Below are 18,095 nucleotides of genomic sequence, written 5' to 3'. Positions count from 1 at the left end.
GCTCCGGCTGTTTTGAGATGTTAATAATGTATCAATGAAAGATTAAAAATGCGACTATTTTTTAGTTTGTTTTATTCAGGACATAATCAGCCTCTTGATTCCGACGTCGAGCATTCATTCCGCCGTTATCAACTTGTCGTCTTCTGATTGCATTGGCTAATGCAGTCATATCACCTGTATTGGCTGAGACGTTTGCTGCTTTTACCACGGACTCCAATTTACTCAGAGAACCATAATTGTAAGCCATCGAGGTTAAAACAGCTTGTGCATTAGGTGGTAATTTATCCCAAGTCTCGGCAGAAACGTTTCTTCTCGCAATATTTGCAAATTCCTTCGTTCTTCGAGCTAAATCACGCTCAGCATCTTCTCTGGTTACGGTCATTCCAGGTTGTACTTTGATCACCGTACCATCTGCTTTGGTTATCGTATCTGAGCCGTAGCCTAAACGCTGTGCATTCATATCCCATTTTGCTTTACTAATAAATCCTTCAAACTTTCTCAATAGACTTGTCGCTTGATCAAGAGAGGAACCATTGATGGGGGCAATTGGTTTATAATTGCCAGAATAGTTTCCACTTGCGTTATAAGGCGGTCTATAAGGCACAACGTTGTTCACAATCGGAACATCTAGGGCAATGTTTCGGCGAGGTAAGGCAATATCGCCTGCTTCCATATGATCTTCCACATTTGGTGTGCCGTAAGCTAAGTCATTGACACGTTTATCCACGTTGTCATAGCCCTCTCCATGGTTGCCAACATTGGCTTCGCGGTTGAGTTTGTTTTGAATCACGACAGATGCTGTGTTACTGGTGATCATTTTTTGCATATCCATTTCAAGTTTGACTTGAGAGATTTCTAAATCAATTTTATTTAAGGTTTTTTCCAGCTCTTGTTGTGCATTTTGATCGGCTGCTACATAGGGTTCGCGCATTCCTGCGAGTATTGCTCGACGAGCTAATAGCATTTTTTCCATCACTTTGGCCGTGGCGATTTCAGCACTTAAACGTTGGCTAAGCACTTCCACATCAGGATCTTCGCGTAAGGCTTCAATGAGTCCCCGTGTAACAGGAATAGTATTAGAGCTCAGTTCAGCCAGCATTTCTTTACTTGGCGTGTCCATATTCAGCACTTGCTCGAGTTTCTCTACGGTTTGTACATTTTCTTCTTCAATTGCAGGAGCCAATCCAACCCCTGCTTTTGAGCTGGTTTTCGGGCCACAATCTTCAGTACAGGTCGAAATGGACTGTTCACCAATGGTTCGGGTTAAAAAGTCGGAGAGTTTTTGTGGCGAATCAAAGGTTTGGCAAGTCGCCCCTGTGCAAGATTGCCCTGTAAGTGGGCTTTCATCTAAGGCGTTGCGGTTGTGTAAGAGGTTGTAACCTGCTTTAGAAACATCTTCAATCAGTTTGATTTGTTTTTGATTTTCGCCACCGCGTTTTTGACCGCCAATCCATTCTTTACCATTTTTTCCTTTGTTATCTTCCGATTTTTTCTGTGCTTTTTGTGCATCGGGTTCGGTGGCCACAATGCTTTTGTAATTTTCCAAATCCGCCGATTTTGCCCAACGCCCATTTAGGGTATAGTCAGCGAGCTGTTTGGACATGGCTTCACAACTGGTTTTTAGGCGATTAAAATCAAGCCGTCCTTGATAAACACCATTGGTTAAAATGTCATAAAGTTGTGGATTAGCACGTTGGATAACGATCGCTGGAAGACTGGCTACTGCCCCTTTTGCTGATTCCATCACGTTGCTCATCAAATCTTTAAATCCCTCCGTGATACCGTTTAATTGGTTTTTTACGGTGGTTTTAATATCAAAATTACCGCACATTAAATTGGCTTTCCAGCCAATCCCAAATTCAATGGCTTTCAGGGATTTTGCTCGTGTCGGTGGTGTCATATAGCCTGAACCGCCGCCGATTTGATAGTAAATTTGATCGGATAAAACGGAGTCAGATTTATTAAATTGAATGTTGTCTAACAGAGAGCGCTCTGCATAAATGGGAGATGTACTGAGTGCGAAAAGTACCGCAACACTCACTTTATTGAGTCGTTTCATTTTGTTTCCTTTTATTCGTTATCGTTAGACCAATCAATACTGTATAAAAAGGTTTGCCCACGACGCTTACAGCATTTATAAGGGCGCCATAACGCCCAGGCATAATTGCCTTTTTCAGATAACATTGTCGGCGGGGTATCAGGGAATGCACTGCAAGATTGTTGCATCTCGGGAGAGAGCTGTTGCCATTTATGATTATTGGCATTGCCTTCTTTAACAGGTTTGGGATACCAAGTGCCTGCACCGCCTGTTCTCGCCGCAGGCTGATAGATATGGAGTTGTCCTGTGCGGGTAACAATGTCGGCAACACGCTGTGCAATGACGGCTGATGCCTTATAATCATCCACTTGGGTTACCGCACCACCTCGTGGATAAATATTTCCCCACATCTCCGCCCCTGAACGTACTTCACGCATTCCTGGTATCAGTGCTTCAGGGTAAAACATCTCAGGCAAATTTTGTTGCCACGCAAAGTAATCAAGGCTACTTAAAAAATACGGCATAAATGGTGTTGTTTGGGTTTGGCAATAATAACCTGTACTTTTTAACAAATTACCAATCGCCCCTTGAGGGTGGCCAAGTGCAGTAGCATTTTTAAAATTAAGCTGGCTGTAATTTTTTTGTGGTGAGCGATATTCCCCGCCTTTAACCCCTTGAGACATCACATTCATTTCTGACCACGGATTTTGTCCATCGTGGTTATAGGCTGAAACCACCATTTCAGGCAAAAAGTGGCGTACTTTTGTTGAAGTGCGAACTTTGCAACCAAAATAAGTGCAGAAGAGCCAAAAACAGGTGCCTACCACCTTGTATTCTAAGCAGCTGGTTGAAGCACTCGATGCCATAATGGTCGCGGTATTAATTTCGCCTTGTGCTGTTGTAGTAAAAGCAAGTGCGGTACAAAGTGCGGTCAGTTTTTGCGGGATTTTTATTGTCACGTTATTTTCCCTCTTTTTGATTTATCCATTGTTTCCAAAGTTGAATGGCATACTGAACATCAGTTACACCATAAATAACACCTTGACCAAATTGTGGGTTGTCAAATAACACGGCGGGGACTTTGCGAATGCCCATTTGCCAGCCCATAATCACGCCTTGATAAGCCTGCTGTAATTCGTGGATTTTCGTTTGGCTATCAGGATGTTGAAAGAAGGCTTTCGATTGACTTTCCGCTTGGACGGGATTGGTACTTAATGTTTGGCTAAGCGCATCTTCCCATTGTTCGACACGGTCGAGATGGTAAAGATGCTGAGCCAGTTGGACATTTTGAATGGGATAGGCTTGTGTGCTGAAAACCGTGATATTGACTTCGCGTGGAAGTTCAGCCCAAGCAGCTATACTGATACTTAAATATACAAGGAGCGTTCGCTTTATCATGACCTTTTACCAACTAAAAGAGAAATAGCCCAACCTTAGCGAACTTCCAAAATGAACTGAATAATTAATTCTCTTTGAAATAGAAACAATTATTGTGCAAAGAAACAGCAAAAAAGGATTTTTTTATGGGAGTGAATTTTGTATGATAAGGGCATTAAGTCAGCTACTTTGGTAGCCCTTAAAACGTTGCAGAACACCTGAAATAGCAACGGACTAGCCCGTCGTGGTAGTTGTGTTCATTGCCGAAATAACCTCAGCATTCTGAAAGAGGTTTCAGTGATTACACTGTGAATGTGTCTTTTATCTCACCTGTTCAGGGAAAAATGTCCCTGCAGGGCGTTTCTCCTTGAACCTATGTTTAACTTCAATGGAGAATGCATTATGAGCAATTCACTTCCTTTCGATCCCTTTGGATCATCTCAACAACCCGAAAAAGCCAAAAAATCTTTTTCCTATGTTTTAGGTCGGGGTTTAGGCAAAGCCGTGGTTTTTGCACGCAACAAACTATCAGGCGTGAGCCAAGCAGTTCATCACAGTATTGAAGACGATGTTCAGCGACGTTTGGCTGAGCAAGAAGCCTTTCACGAAATGTTGCAACAGCAACAGGAAATTTCGTATTGTGAAGAAATCGAAAAACTTAAGCGGCGTCATTTAAAAGTCGTTCTCTCAATGAGCTTAATTGGCTTACTGATGGGGGCGGTGTCTGCGGCTATCTTATTTTGGTATTACTAAACTGACATTTAGTTAACCTTGCTACGTCCTTTGGGGAAACATATTGCTTCCCACAAGGAGGTTGTGTTTCCCCACTATTTTTAAGGAGAAACACAATGAGAGTGCAAATTTTATTCTCAGCAGTTGGAGATTATATGCCGAAATATCAGCATCTTGATACTAAACCCCAGCAAGCCTTGATTGATGAAATTATTCAGCGAGCTAAGGCTGTTTGGGCAGCTCGCCAACCACAAGAAAGTGCGGTGCGATTTTTACAAAAAATGCCAGCACAACATGGTTCACATTTTCGTTTTTTGGAGGTGACTCAAAAAGATGAAAATACCTTGTTGGTCTCAGGAGGGCGAACAAGATGAAAGCCAAGCTAAAAGCATTATTCCATCATTTACAGACAGTAACGTTATTACGCTTAAGTGATGATTTACGCAAAGGAGCTTACCTGATGGGACTTGGACTTGTAGGAACGGTTTTATCTTCAGACAACGTTTCTGTTCTTGAAGGGATTTTTCTCTTTCTTTTTGGTGCAGTTACTTGGATAATAGGTCATCTTTGTGCTTATTATACAGATATTAAGTCAAAACATACGCAAGGAGAGAAAAAATGAACTGGCCACTCTTTGTTATACTCGGTTTGTCAACGCTCTTTATAGGCACGTTTGTTGGGCTTTTATATTGGGCGAATTGGGATTTAATTAAAGCAGAGTTTTCAGAAGATGAAGCACTTGCTGACAAAGATCCCGAAAACAAATCGAATTAACCTTTCAACACCTATCTTAATCGTATCACGATAAGATATTCCTATCCTTAGGGGAAAACCTTTCCCTTGAGGAAATGTGTTTCCCCTTTTTTATTTTGGAGAAACACAATGAATATTTTACACACTTATTTTGACAATAAATTGGTTGAAGCTGGCTTTCCAAGTGAATTAATGATTGAAAGTTCGCTTTCTTATAGCCAAGGCGATGGCGTTGCCTTTTATGGTCGGCTTTATTCTGATGATTGGATTAATTTGTATAAACACATTTATCCTGACCAAACAGAGAAAGCCTATCGCCGATTTGCATTTATTGCCGAATATATTGGGGCGAATGAGTATTTCAATGTGCTTGACATTACGCGTAATCATTTCGGTTATCGCTATTCCCATTGTAATACGATGAGCCTTGATACGCGTCCAGCGGAAGAAGCGTTTTGCTTTCGAGATATTCGCAACAAAGATAAAGAAATGTTCAGGGCAATCTGGGACAACTTTATTGCGGATTTAGGCGAATACATTAAAGACACCTCAACAATGCTGGAACGTCTTGGGTATCGTTTGCTGGAATCAATGTATATTGAACCAGAAGAAAAACGTCGCACCATTAATACTAAGCAGTATCGCATTGAATTTACGGTTGAACCCGTGCCTTTTCATTATGGCTATTTTAGCTCAGAAGATTTTGGCTATGAGGATACCAATCAATTTTGCGAAGCCATTTTGAATGGCATGAAAATCGTTGATTTAAGTGCTACGGTCTATCACAAAGCACTCGGCATTCAAATGGGCGAAAGTTCATTAGGTTGGTGTACTTACTTGAGTGAGGATACCACTTACCGAGGCCATAGACGTGATTTAATCCTTGATGCCATTCGTGAAGCGAGAACCTTTGCACACAAGCTAGCAGGCTTAACGCAATTACGTCAGCCTCAATAAATTGACTTTCTTTTCAACCCAATCGGGGAACATCTCCGATTGTGGGGCTGTTCCCCTTTTTATATTTAGGAGAACAGACATGAACAATTCAACTCAGAAAAAAGATATTTATCAAGAAATTACCGATAGAATTATCACCGCACTTGAAGCAGGCACGGTTCCTTGGCTAAAACCTTGGGATAACCCTGAAGGCAATTTAGGCATACCTTGCAATGCCGTGTCAGGACGATACTATCAAGGAATAAATATCTTACTTTTATGGATTGCTGGCGCAGAAAATGGCTATCGACAATGTAAATGGATCACCGCACGGGCAGCTAACAAATTAGGCGGCTATGTGCGTAAAGGTGAGAAAGCGACAATTGTTGCGAGCTATTGCCCGATTGAGCGTGAAAAATGTGATGACGAAGGTAACCCGATTTGTGATGAAGATGGCAACCCTGAAATGGAGCAGTTTGCCATTTTAAAACGTTATCCTGTTTTCAACATTGAACAATGCGACGGTTTGCCGAAAGCAATGTTTGATAACACGCAAGAACGTGCAGGGGATTCTGAACTGACCCAATACCAGATTTACGCAGACATTCGCAAAATTATTGATGGAATGTCGCTGACAGTGGATATTGTACCCAATCCCGAAGCCTTTTATCAGCCAAAAGCCGATAAAATCGTAATCCCTGAAATGAAACAATTCCATTCAGAGCGGGATTTTTACAGCGTACTTTTGCACGAAATGACGCACGCCACAGGGCACGCCTCGCGTTTAAATCGAGAAGGCATTGCCTCAGGTAAAGCCAAATTTGGCAACAAAGTCTATGCCTTTGAAGAGCTAATTGCTGAAATGGGTGGGGCATTTTTATGTGCACATCTTGGGTTTAGCCAAGTTCCACAAAATGCCGCCTATATTCAAAGTTGGCTCAAGATTTTGAAAGAGGATAATCGAGCCATTCTTAAAGCCTCAGGGTTTGCCCGCAAAGCCTGTGAATATATGCTTGAGACGCTTGATGTTCAAAAACAATATGAGCATTACTATCCTGAAGCGGCGTAAACCATACGGAGTGGCATCATTTAATGATGCACCTCTTTCTTTCAACATTTAAAAGTGCGGTTAAATTTTACCGCACTTTTTCCCAATGGGGATACATTTATCCCTTTGGGGCAGTGTATCCCTTTTATCATTTCACTTAAATAAGGAGATACACGATGCCAAATTGGTGCGAAAACTCACTTGAAGTCTCAGCTCAAGATTCTGCCATGCTGAAGTCGATTGTTGAAAAAGTTTTACGCTTCGATCAAGAAGAAAATCAGCTGGTGGTTGATTTTAACTTGTTAATCCCAATGCCTGAAGAAGTGAATATTGTTTCTGGAGGCTATGGTTGGCCATCATTTCGATTATTGGGGCTAGACAGGTTACAGCAACTGACTGACGAGCTAATTGATGAATTTATCAAAGATGGCAAGAAAGCGTTACGATTATCTTTGTTATCACGAGAGAATCACTGGACAGTGGGTGATTTTATCCATTGGCTTAACGTTCATTCTAATGAACAGGATTATTTTCACTTTGATTTAGCCTTAGGGCAGCAATATATTGATAATCAGCGTAAATATAATGCGCCTACTTGGTATGAATGGGCTTATGCGAATTGGGGCGTAAAATGGAATGCGGATACACAATGTTGCGATGATATACTTGATGGACAGACGTATTTTTGTGTGAGCTTTAATACCGCATGGTGTCCACCTTCAGAATGGTTTACTGAGCTTACCCATCGGTTTCCTGAAGCAAGTTTTCGATTAGCCTATTTTGAACCGGGAATGCTATTTGCAGGTATTCAAAGTTCTGATGAAACAGAGACTTGTCATTGCGAATATCCTGATTCAGTAGAAAGACTTTTCAATATTGCAATGGAGTTTGGTTATTCGAAGGACGATTTTGAATTTGACCATGAATAATGGTAATAAAAGCACTCAGTATTGAGTGCTTTTTTACTGTAAGAAGTTTAGGTTTAGGCTTCTCGATCTAAATGAAGATTGATGTTTGCTAGTGGAAAAAATAATTTGTGGGTATCTTTAGAGAAAGGGAGAAATCCAAATTGTTGATAAAAATCTACCGCACTTTGATCTTTGGCATCAACAATCAATGCATAAGCCGCAATATCCGAACGAATAATGCGTTTTAGTGCGTTACCGAGTAAGGCTTTTCCTAAACCATTGCCTTTTGCTTGCTTATCAACGGCTAAGCGACCAAGTAAAACCGCTGGAATACTAGGGTAACGGGGCAGTTTTTTCTTAAGGTTTTCAGGGAGATCAACAAGAGGAATACTTGCTGAAGCTAAAGTATAGTAGCCTAAAATACGTTTGTTTTCATCAATGACAGCAAAGCAAGAGGCGATACGCCTTTTGATGTCTTGTGAAACCTGTTTTTGTAAATACTGATTTAACGGCGGAACGCCACAATCAAATTGATCGCGTAGATAGGCTTTATCAAATGCAGTAATCTTGATATTGGGGAGCATTATTCCCCCAATAATGAGGTGCTTAAATCAAGTGCTTCTTGCATTTTTTTATTTGGCATAGGCGGTGAAATTAATGCTTCTGCAAAACACTGCTGATCAGCGATGGAAAGGTGGATAAGTTCATTTTTTTCCACTGTTTTTTTCGCAGCCGACAGTGCTGCACTAATTACAAAATCACTTAAACTACGTCCTTCAAGGATTGCAGCACGCTTTAATAGTTGTTGCACATCAGTATTAATTCTAGCTTCAAATCTCGCTGTGGCTGGCATAATATTCTCCTCTTTTTTTAGGTGTTGATTGTACGGTGTATGTACGGTAATTTCAAGTGCTAAAATGGAAGGAGGAAAGTATTTTTGTTGTAGTGAGTTACTCTTCGTAGCTTTAGTTATTTTAGAATAACGCCTTCGTTGAAATCTGGTTTCTAGTTAGGAGCAAGTGAATTGGTGCATTTCTCATCTTTGTCAGTTTTTTTCTGCTATTAATAAATGCTTGCCAGTTTGTTAGTGACTCAAGGTAAATGTAGTCGATAGTAGTGATAATAATTGGATTTCTTAAGGTTTCTAATTGCTTTATGATGATATCCAATTCTTGAAAGTTTGAAACATCAATACCTAAAATGTCCTTGTCATTTAGATTAGGGGATTTATTATTTAAGTCAAGTAGTGAATTAATCAAAACTACGCTTTTGAGCTTTGTTATTTTGCTTAAGAGAGTTGATTTTCCTGTTGCAATTTTTCCAGAAATAATCACCAATATGGAGCTGGTGATGCTATCAAGGTGTTCTTCTAAATAGTTATTAAAACGAATATTAATAGGACTATTTTGAGTAGATGTCGCATTCAGTTTTAAAATGTTATGGTTCATGATATTCCTCATTACCGTTTTTAATGATATTAAACCTTATATTTTCGCCAAACTCTCAATACTGTACTTTCACTTGTATTAAGGATTGCCGCGGTCTCTTTAATGGATGTCCCATTTTTTCGCTGTTCAATAATGGCGTGGTGTAATGCGATATTGGGTTGCCGCCCTCGATATTTTCGTTGCTTTCGAGCAAGAGCAATTCCCTGATGTTGTCGTTCTTTTCGTTTTTGGAAATCATTGTGTGCCACGCTGACGGCAAGTTTTAAAAACATATTCTGCATTGCAGAAAAGAGGTCTGACATTAAAAATTTAGGGTCAAAAACCTCTGCACTTGTACCGAGGCTTTGTGACACGGTATCAAAGTCAAATACTTCAGGAACCTGAATTTTTGCCCCTTTTGATTGTATGGCATTAATTAATTCAAGGGCTTTTTTCGGTTCTAACCGTGTTAAGCGATCGATGCTTTCGGCAATCACGACATCGTTTTGTTGCAAATCACTAATTAACCGAGAAAGTTCTGGGCGTTTTTCCCATTCCGTTGTGCCTGAAATTTTTTCACGATATACGGCTGCCACATAAAAGCCTTTACGTTTTGTATCATTGATCAGTTTTTCTTGCCGTTGTAGATCTTGCTCTTCGGTGGAGACTCTCATATAGATTCGTGCGAACATAAAATACTCAACATACCTTCATTAAGGTCATTTTTTTATGACTCGGTTATTGAACCCCATTTTCAGTCTAAATGACGGGGGCATTTACTGGATTTTTGCCAGTGTCATTGAGGTATACCCTAATTACAGTAGCTATTTTGCAAAATATCAGGAGATTTTAGGAGAATTAATTGTTTTGAAATTTCAGAGAATTTAGGAGAGGAAAAGTCATTTAGGATAAATATACTGGAACAGGAGGAATAAGATGACCTAAAAATGAAAATCTTGATTATCGTTATAACTCTTCTTTTTTCAAGTTGGGCCAACGCACAAATTCAAGCGGGCCAAATTTGCCACGCAGATCCCGAAGTGACAGAGTATAACTATGCGGGGGTATGGGAAAAATTTGAAGATGGTTGGATTTGTAATTATTGGCAGTTTTTATCAGAAGATGAATGGGAAGAAGTGATTATAGAGGAAGAAGGAGTGGAAGCAGAAATTGATGAATAAAAAGAAACCCCAATTTCATCAATTGGGGCTATCTCTTTTGCAAAGGGGGGTCCAGCTAATCAATGATCGCTATCTTCACAGTCCCTAAGTCTTCCTATATGCTATACTTCAATGACATCGTTGTCAATGTGTTAATTAATATGGTTTAAAATTATGGCATTTAAAATTAGTGAGCTTCACACTCTATTATCCCAAGCAAGAATAGAAACCTATCTATCTTACTTCAAAGATGAAGATGACCTTTCATTAAAAGATATGCAGGCATATGAACTCTATATTTGGAACATACAAATAAGTGGCGCACTTTTGGAAGTGATTAGCTTATATGAAGTAGCATTACGAAATGCCATTATTAATGCGCTAGAACCTAGTTATAGGGCACATAGTATTCTAAATGATAACTTTATTCGAGCATTAAAACCGGCAACAAGAGAAGAATTGCTCCGTATTGTAAATAAGTTGTCTTCACACAAAACCTATGAATTCCATTTCATCAATGGGCGCTTACAGCCATTAAGAATAGATACTAATGAGATTTCGCCAGGAAAAGTTGTAGCAGAGCTTAACTTTATATTTTGGGAAAATATGCTATCACGAACTCATCGAATGAGATGGATAAATCATTTTAATAAAGCATTCCCTAATGTTTGTATTTCCTCCCCTGATGAACGTGATTTAATAGTGAATGAGATACATAACATAACAAGCCGAGTGCGTTATCTAAGGAATAGAATTTGTCACCATGAGCCAATTTTCGATGAAAGTAAAATCGATCTTATCAACGTATTTAATAATATAAAACAGGTGTTATGGTACATTTCGCCTAAAACGGCAGATATATTGAAGCAACTTGAGCGTATAAGTCAAACAATCGCACGAAAACCCCAAAAAGGAAAAGGCATAAGGGAAATCCCCTAAGGGATTTAAGGGTAACCTTTCCAAGGGGAAAGGTCTTACCCGAAAAGGCCAAAGGGCTAAATGGCCTTTTCTTTCATTACTCATATTTTTTGCGAGATACCTTAATGTTTAAATCACTGACACAGCTTTTTAAATCAAAACCACATACATCTAAAATTACAAAAGATAACGCAGCCCCAAAGCAGAATATAGATGGTTGGATCAGGCCTTATTCTGCTCAAGAATTACTTAATACAGAATTGCGGCAGCGTTATCTTGGCTTGCTGTGGCAACAAGTCTCAATGACAAGGGAAATGTTTGAACATTTGTATCAAAAACCCATTGAACGTTATGCCGAGATGGTTCAGCTATTGCCAGCCTCAGAATCACATCATCACGCTCATTTAGGCGGGATGCTAGACCACGGTTTAGAAGTCATTTCTTTTGCGGCTAAATTACGCCAAAACTATGTTCTGCCATTAAATGCAGCCCCAGAGGAACAAGCAAAACAAAAAGATGCTTGGACCGCAGCAGTGATTTATTTAGCCTTAGTCCACGATGTAGGTAAATCCATCGTTGATATTGAAATGCAGTTACAAGATGGGAAACGTTGGTACGCTTGGAATGGCATACCAACATTGCCTTACAAATTTAGATACATTAAGCAGAGAGATTATGAACTTCACCCTGTATTAGGGGGATTTATTGCAAATCAATTAATTGCTAAGGAAACTTTCGATTGGTTGGCAACCTATCCAGAGGTATTTTCTGCGTTAACGTACGCAATGGCAGGACATTATGATAAAGCCAGCGTATTAGCTGAAATTGTGCAAAAAGCAGATCAAAACAGTGTTGCTCTTGCTCTTGGCGGTGATATTACTAAACTTCTCCAAAAACCAGTAATTTCCTTTGCAAAACAACTTGTTTTAGCCTTACGTTATTTAGTTTCACAAAAATTTAAAATCAGTGCTAAAGGTCCAGGAGATGGTTGGCTTACCGAAGAAGGGTTATGGCTAATGAGTAAAACTGCGGCAGATCAAATTCGAGCTTATTTGATAGGACAGGGGATTAGTGCGCCGAATGATAATCGTAAACTGTTTGATGAAATGCAAGCTCATCAAGTTATTGAAAGTACGTCAGAAGGTACGGCGATTTGGTATTGTCAGTTAAAGGCAGATGCAGGTTGGAAACCAAAAGATAAGTTTAGCTTGTTACGTATTAAACCTGAGGTAATTTGGGATAATGTTGATGATCGCCCTGAATTATTTGCTGGAACAATCCGTGTTGTAGAAAAGGAAAATGAGGAAGAAGAAAATACATCGAATACAATAAATGCTGTTGCAGATACTGCACCTATAAATAAAAAAGGAAATACAGAGACTACCTCAAACTTACAAGAGAACGATGCCGAACCTCAATCAATTAATTCATCTCAGAATATTGATGCAACACTAGAAAATAATGATGAGAATAGTGTTGATTTTTTACTAAATATGTTCACACCTAATAGCAATAATAAGCAACAAGTTGAGAATATATCTTCTGAGAATTCTGAAACTGAGGCAGCAATGACATTAAAATCTGAGTCAGCGGATTTAGATACTTGTATCACTGTTGAAACGGAGACTGTTGTTGTATCTTCAGCAGATAAAAATAAGCATTTCAAATCCGAAGGGCAGAAATTTGTAGATTGGCTAAAAGATAAACTGCTAAATAATAAACTCACCTTTAATGATCGTACGGCAAAAGTTCATATTGTTAATGATTGTTTATTTATTGTTAGCCCAAGTTCTTTTGAACTATATTTACAAGAAAAAGGGGAGCCTTATAATGAAGAATGTGTAAATAATTTACAATATGAATTTCAAGCATTAGGCTTGCATAGAAAACGAATAATCAAGGATGACACGACTAATTTTTGGCGTTGTAAGGTGATTGGACCTAAAAAATCGTCATTCTTAACAGGTTATCTTGTCCCGAATACCAAATTATTTTTTGGTGATAAAATCTTAATAAATAATAGATACCTATCATTAGATGACTAGATACTTCTAGGTTTATCTAAAAAATATAATTTAATATGTATCTAAATCATTTAATATTTTGGTTGTCTTGACGTATTCTATAATAATATACTAATAAACCTATTAACTTTTCTTCAAGTGATGTTTGTAGCATATAATCTTGAGGTGTAAGACTGTACTGGTAAAGCTGTTGCTCAATCGGTGGATTTATATTTATAGTGCGCTCCATATCATAAAGTGCTGTTTTTAATTGAGAAATTGTTATTCCTTTTTTTTCTTGTTCTGCTGTAATTAGCTCTTTTTGTAATTGTGTTATTTTCTGTTTCAGTTGATTTTTTGCCAACTCTTTTTGAATGTATTCTACATATTTAACAATGTTTTCTTGTTGGTTTAATTGATACTGTAATTCAATATTCATTGAGTCAATTGTTAAGATACCTGGTGAACTATGTGGTATAGGTTGAAAGTTCTCACTTTTTTGTTGTAGATAAAAATAACTAACTAGAAAGGATAGTATAACACCTATGCAAAAACTACTTAGAAGGCTAATGTAGCGTCTATTATTTTTAGGTGGAGAAAAACTATGAGTTGCTTCTATCACTGGGGCATTGGGATGTTCATAGTTTATTATCTTTTGTGCTATAGAGGGAGTTTTTTGAATTTCTTTTTTAACGTTTATGTTCTTTTTCTCTTCTATATGAAAATTATTATCCCGCTCTCTTTCTATTTTCAGTTTCTCTTGTAATAAGTTTAATGTATTAGTCAGATTACAAGATGTATTTGTATGTAGACTAATTTGATTTAGTATTTCTGTAAGGTGATTTTTTAGCCTGTAGAGCTCTTTTGAGGTTTTATCATCAATATTTATACTTAAGATTAAAGGACTAATATGTTTATTTAACCAGTTTAAGATATTTATCCTAGCCTGAATTCCATCAGGCCAGAATGTAGACCAGTGATTACTCATTAAAGTAGCCATAATGCTTAGATTTTGATTTATTTGTGTAATAGTGGGATCTAAATAAGCTTTGGCAACGGTATAATAGCAAAGCGTTTGTAGATCCATACCATTTTGGTTAAATATACCATAGGATAAATTAGCAACTTTTCTCCAGTCAATACGTTTTTCTGGACGACTGAGAAAGTTGATTTGCTCCCTAATTTTTAAATAAGCATCTGTATTAGAAGGGTTTTTGCCTACTTGGATTTCCGTAATGTGTTTATCCATATTTTTCATATCTATTCTTTAAAATAAAGCATTTAAAAAGCATACTAATATAATGTTTCAGGTAATTTGAATAGTTTAAATAGTTCCTTAGAAAATGGATTGTCTGAGGCATCAATATGTACTCTATAAGTAGCATATCCTCCATCAACATCATAGCGAATATCAAATGATCCTTCTTTTTCATTACTTATTTTTCCAGTAGTAAGTAATTTCATTTGTGCCCAAGGTCCTTTGAAGATTAAACTACGTGGAGCATTACTTGATGTTGGAACGAGTGTCAGCTTACTTTCTACATTCGCATTCATTGAATTTGGCCAGACAATATTTGTTTGTTTTTTTAAGCCATGTGAATAATCAATAATTTGACCATCAAGATTTAATACACTACGTCTTTTATTTGCTGAAATATTGATGGGCTCAATGGTAAATTGAATACCAATTCCATTTCCTGTATTAAAGAACGTATCTCTAATTTCTTGAGCTAGCATTAATTGCTCAACGACATCATTCCTAATTAATGGTGAGTGATCCTCTGATAATTCTGTTAGGTCGCTTTCGATAAATGGTTTTAAATTATGTTGATAAAATTCATCCAAAATCCCATTAGGGGCAAAAAAACGGGTGAATTCACTTAGTGGAACCTCTTGTGCGCTATCAGAAAAAGGATAACGCCCATCTATATAGGTTTTATATAGTTTTACCACTTTATTGTTCCATTCAACTTCTAATGAAACAATAGCTGATTTTAATACTGCACGCCAAGAATATTCCGCAAGTTGTCCTAACCAACGAGAAACTGGTTGAGGCTGTGTTTTTGCTAATTGCTGCAGTTCTAGAATAGGATCAGATGAGCGCTGATCTATTCTTAATTTTACTGCTTGTAATGCAGCTTTTCCAGAATCTGGTGCATTATGGATGGATAGAAGATAGCGATGTAGATCAGATAGCTTCTGATAAATATCTTGCAATGCACTATTTTTGTTTTCTGCATCGTTTAAGACTGATTTTTCTTCAGCAAAACTATGATCTATCTGCGACATTAATCGATACTCTAGCGTATTTATTGCTTCTTGCAATTCCTTTCCTTCTTTATCTGGTAATATAGGCGGTAGCGTATTTTCGCTTAAAATAACCAAGGCTCGCTTAATTGTTTGTTCTCCGCCTGTTATTTTTTCAATTGCACTTATTGCTTCTTCCAGGTTAGCAAAATCCCTAATATCTAAATTATTTAGCGCAGATCGCCAAGTGGAAATATAATCATTCACATATTGTTCTGAAATACGCTCGCTAATACGTTGTCGATCTGCGTCGCTGTATTCCATATTTTCTTTAAGATTTAATACCCAACTATCCATTGCTATTAAATCAATTAAATGCTCATTTTGTTTAACAAAATAATTTTTTAGTCCATGTTCTGTAAAGAATCTAGGGATCTTCAATAATTGCTCATTATTTGCCATATACACTGTATCAAAACCTGAGCCTATTTCATCCCTATAATTCAAAGGAGCCGCAAGCACAGTGTTTGCTTTTATTTTTAAGTTTTGGTAAACCCGATCGTAAATTGAGAGACGAGCTAATTCGATTTGAGCATCCTTTATCGATAAATCATAGGGTTGATAAGCCTCAATGAGAATCTCATCTCCGTTTAATCGACCGTTAAACCAGTTAGTATGTTGCAATGCATAATCTAGATGTAACATTAGATTATCTTGTAATCCTTTTTGTCCTGGAAATTCATTACTCCAGTAATTACGCATAAACTCTTTGACAAAACGGTTATCTCTACCGGTTTTATCATCAAGCATACGCATTACCCTTAGAATTTCTAATTTTTCTTCACTTTCTGCTGGCGCATTATTGAGTTCGATTAGTAAACCACTCATAATGGCTGGAATAAACCTTAATTGAAGAAGCCTTAAATAAGTGCTTTCTACATAGGGGCCAATATCGTTACCTTGATATAGTCCCATATCCTTAAAAATATAAGATTTATCGTGATAATTGCCGTAAGATAATGTGGCTTCTCGGATTGGGTTAAGTAGTGGTAATTGTTTATCTCCAAAATGATCTTGCTCAGAGGAAATAGGGATCGCTTTAAACTCTTTTACTTGTTCAAGTACATTGATACCAGCCTGATAGTTTTTATAATAGAAGTAATGCCAGCTTCCTAATAAAGCTAATGCAAGAATACCACTTGAGAAACAAAATGTTTTTATGTAAGAGCGATATTGCTTTATCCAGCCTTGGCTTTCTTGTGCGAGATTTGGATAGCTAAAAATAACTTGCTCAAAGAGTTCATTACAAAAATAAGGTTGAGTATTTTTTACTCCCCATATTGGGTAGGTTTGTCTACCAAGGTGATATTGTTCCGATGCAGACTGTACAAAAATGTCATCTATTTTCCCTTTTTGAGTTGCAGATGTCAGATAAACCCCTTTTAGAAAATGAAATGAACGACTTTTATTCGTCATTAAACTTTCCAGAAAGGGAATGCATATATCCATTGCTGTTGCTAATTGTCTTACATAGCTAAAAAGTTGGCTACGTTTTTCAGAAGTCGTTTGATAGAGTAAGGAAGGGAGTAGAGCATTCATTTGAGAAATCCAGTGATTCCAAAAATGCTCTAACTCTATTTTCCAATTTTCACCGTGTTGACTAAAGCTAATACCTAATGCAGCATCTTTTTGTTCTTTATTTAATGTATGGTAAATACTATCAAAGCCGTGCAATATATCTAGTTTTGTCATAATCAGGTAGATGGGCAATGCTCCCTGAGTCATCTCAAAAATATCTTGCAAACGCTGAGATAATAGCTTTACATACATTTCTTTCTGAGCTTTGTCTGACACTAATAATCTATGTATATCGATAGTAAGAATGATGCCATTTAATGGTTGTCTTGCTCTTTGTTCGGCAATTTGGTGTAATAAATTACCCCACAATTTTTTATATAATTTGGGTTTTTCTTCAATATTATCGAGCTGTTCTATGAGATTGTGATTAGGGTTTATTACTACGGCTTGTTTATTAGTAAATATCGAGAAATTTACTTGCTGCTCACCCTCTTCATCATTATATAATTTAGTAAAATTTCCACCTTCTTGCAGTAATGTAGTTTTTCCGCTATCTTCAATCCCTAATATAAGATACCATGGCAGGAAATAGGCATAGTCTTGTTGGTTTATATGTCTTTTGAATTGATTAATCCAATGGTCAAAATATCGACGTTGTGCATCTATTTCAGGTTTTATAGATTGATACTTTTGTTGTTTATCTTCTTGTTGACGTGCTTCAAGTGTTCTTAATCTTTGGATTACTTTCCAAGTAATAAAACTTATTGCAATAATAATTAATATAGCTGTTGTTAGCCATCTTGAAGTTAAACTTGATAGTGGTTTATATTCACCTAAAGCAAAGTGTTCTCCTTTTAGCCAGATGAAGATTAATAATGCAAACCACCCTATAATACATAGCACAATTCCTGAACTTCTAATTTTCGTTAAAAGTGGTTTAAATGTTGTTAATGCTAATGGTAATTTCATT

The 18,095-nt window shown here is 37.5% G+C and carries 19 protein-coding genes; 10 read left to right on the top strand and 9 right to left on the bottom strand.

The features are described from left to right. Window positions 1–61: 61 nt before the first annotated feature. Genes L5B76_RS07690 through L5B76_RS07680 form a run of 3 tightly spaced genes read right to left on the bottom strand, consistent with a single transcriptional unit; the run spans window position 62 to window position 3,436 of the window. The gene (locus L5B76_RS07690; RefSeq protein ID WP_265754919.1) at window positions 62–2,059 is read right to left on the bottom strand and encodes an integrating conjugative element protein; all 1,998 of its coding nucleotides are present in this window, start codon (window positions 2,057–2,059) and stop codon (window positions 62–64) included. An 11-nt stretch (window positions 2,060–2,070) separates the two neighbouring features. Then, window positions 2,071–2,997 carry a TIGR03756 family integrating conjugative element protein gene (locus L5B76_RS07685; RefSeq protein ID WP_442780778.1) on the bottom strand — a complete coding sequence of 309 codons (927 nt, stop codon included), beginning with the start codon at window positions 2,995–2,997 and terminating at the stop codon, window positions 2,071–2,073. A 1-nt stretch (window position 2,998) separates the two neighbouring features. After that, window positions 2,999–3,436: a TIGR03757 family integrating conjugative element protein gene (locus tag L5B76_RS07680; RefSeq protein WP_265754918.1), complete on the bottom strand. Its 438-nt coding sequence runs from the start codon at window positions 3,434–3,436 to the stop codon at window positions 2,999–3,001. A 381-nt stretch (window positions 3,437–3,817) separates the two neighbouring features. On the opposite strand from L5B76_RS07680, the gene L5B76_RS07675 reads away from it, so the two are divergent. The 7 genes from L5B76_RS07675 (at window position 3,818) to L5B76_RS07645 (ending at window position 7,813) form a co-directional block, all read left to right on the top strand. Next, entirely contained in the window at window positions 3,818–4,168 is a 351-nt protein-coding gene (locus L5B76_RS07675) for a hypothetical protein (protein WP_035686545.1), read from the top strand. 95 nt (window positions 4,169–4,263) lie between these two features. Next, window positions 4,264–4,521, top strand: coding sequence for a hypothetical protein (locus L5B76_RS07670; RefSeq protein WP_250349930.1), 258 nt, complete (start codon window positions 4,264–4,266; stop codon window positions 4,519–4,521). Then, complete coding sequence (locus L5B76_RS07665; protein WP_046097287.1) at window positions 4,518–4,769, top strand: hypothetical protein; 252 nt, start codon at window positions 4,518–4,520, stop codon at window positions 4,767–4,769. The genes L5B76_RS07670 and L5B76_RS07665 overlap by 4 nt, the downstream gene beginning before the upstream one ends. Next, complete coding sequence (locus tag L5B76_RS07660; RefSeq protein WP_156127753.1) at window positions 4,766–4,921, top strand: hypothetical protein; 156 nt, start codon at window positions 4,766–4,768, stop codon at window positions 4,919–4,921. The genes L5B76_RS07665 and L5B76_RS07660 overlap by 4 nt, the downstream gene beginning before the upstream one ends. 108 nt (window positions 4,922–5,029) lie before the next feature. After that, on the top strand, window positions 5,030–5,857 hold the full coding sequence (locus tag L5B76_RS07655) for a hypothetical protein (protein ID WP_265754917.1): 828 nt from the start codon (window positions 5,030–5,032) through the stop codon (window positions 5,855–5,857). Window positions 5,858–5,936: 79 nt separating this feature from the next. Then, entirely contained in the window at window positions 5,937–6,905 is a 969-nt protein-coding gene (locus tag L5B76_RS07650) for an ArdC family protein (protein ID WP_265754916.1), read from the top strand. 155 nt (window positions 6,906–7,060) lie between these two features. Then, window positions 7,061–7,813 carry a hypothetical protein gene (locus L5B76_RS07645; RefSeq protein WP_265754915.1) on the top strand — a complete coding sequence of 251 codons (753 nt, stop codon included), beginning with the start codon at window positions 7,061–7,063 and terminating at the stop codon, window positions 7,811–7,813. A gap of 53 nt (window positions 7,814–7,866) precedes the next feature. Here L5B76_RS07645 and L5B76_RS07640 read toward each other — a convergent pair whose 3' ends face one another. The 4 genes from L5B76_RS07640 to L5B76_RS07625 form a co-directional block, all read right to left on the bottom strand. After that, a complete protein-coding gene (locus tag L5B76_RS07640; protein ID WP_046097285.1) occupies window positions 7,867–8,376 on the bottom strand; it encodes a GNAT family N-acetyltransferase in 510 nt (169 codons plus the stop codon). Then, window positions 8,376–8,645, bottom strand: a complete 270-nt coding sequence (locus tag L5B76_RS07635) for a type II toxin-antitoxin system TacA family antitoxin (RefSeq protein ID WP_035686537.1) — start codon at window positions 8,643–8,645, stop codon at window positions 8,376–8,378. The genes L5B76_RS07640 and L5B76_RS07635 overlap by 1 nt, the downstream gene beginning before the upstream one ends. A gap of 121 nt (window positions 8,646–8,766) precedes the next feature. Then, window positions 8,767–9,240 (bottom strand): hypothetical protein, encoded by a 474-nt coding sequence (locus L5B76_RS07630; protein ID WP_265754914.1) that lies wholly within the window; start codon window positions 9,238–9,240, stop codon window positions 8,767–8,769. Window positions 9,241–9,269: 29 nt separating this feature from the next. Continuing rightward, window positions 9,270–9,893: a recombinase family protein gene (locus L5B76_RS07625; protein ID WP_199735584.1), complete on the bottom strand. Its 624-nt coding sequence runs from the start codon at window positions 9,891–9,893 to the stop codon at window positions 9,270–9,272. Window positions 9,894–10,166: 273 nt separating this feature from the next. Between L5B76_RS07625 and L5B76_RS07620 the strand changes: the two genes are divergently transcribed. The 3 genes from L5B76_RS07620 (at window position 10,167) to mobH (ending at window position 13,342) form a co-directional block, all read left to right on the top strand. Then, the gene (locus tag L5B76_RS07620) at window positions 10,167–10,400 is read left to right on the top strand and encodes a hypothetical protein (protein ID WP_265754913.1); all 234 of its coding nucleotides are present in this window, start codon (window positions 10,167–10,169) and stop codon (window positions 10,398–10,400) included. Window positions 10,401–10,553: 153 nt separating this feature from the next. After that, a complete protein-coding gene (locus L5B76_RS07615; protein ID WP_265754912.1) occupies window positions 10,554–11,318 on the top strand; it encodes an Abi family protein in 765 nt (254 codons plus the stop codon). Window positions 11,319–11,422: 104 nt separating this feature from the next. Continuing rightward, on the top strand, window positions 11,423–13,342 hold the full coding sequence (gene mobH / locus L5B76_RS07610) for a MobH family relaxase (RefSeq protein ID WP_265754911.1): 1,920 nt from the start codon (window positions 11,423–11,425) through the stop codon (window positions 13,340–13,342). 46 nt (window positions 13,343–13,388) lie between these two features. Here mobH and L5B76_RS07605 read toward each other — a convergent pair whose 3' ends face one another. Both L5B76_RS07605 and tssM read right to left on the bottom strand, forming a co-directional pair. After that, complete coding sequence (locus tag L5B76_RS07605) at window positions 13,389–14,558, bottom strand: type VI secretion system ImpA family N-terminal domain-containing protein (RefSeq protein WP_265754910.1); 1,170 nt, start codon at window positions 14,556–14,558, stop codon at window positions 13,389–13,391. Window positions 14,559–14,593: 35 nt separating this feature from the next. Next, window positions 14,594–18,094, bottom strand: coding sequence for a type VI secretion system membrane subunit TssM (gene tssM, locus L5B76_RS07600; RefSeq protein WP_265754909.1), 3,501 nt, complete (start codon window positions 18,092–18,094; stop codon window positions 14,594–14,596). Window position 18,095 lies beyond the last annotated feature (1 nt).

Source organism: Avibacterium sp. 21-594, from assembly GCF_026226815.1.
In the GTDB taxonomy this organism is placed as follows: Bacteria; Pseudomonadota; Gammaproteobacteria; order Enterobacterales; family Pasteurellaceae; genus Avibacterium; species Avibacterium avium.
This window is presented reverse-complemented; position numbering and strand designations above follow the sequence as displayed.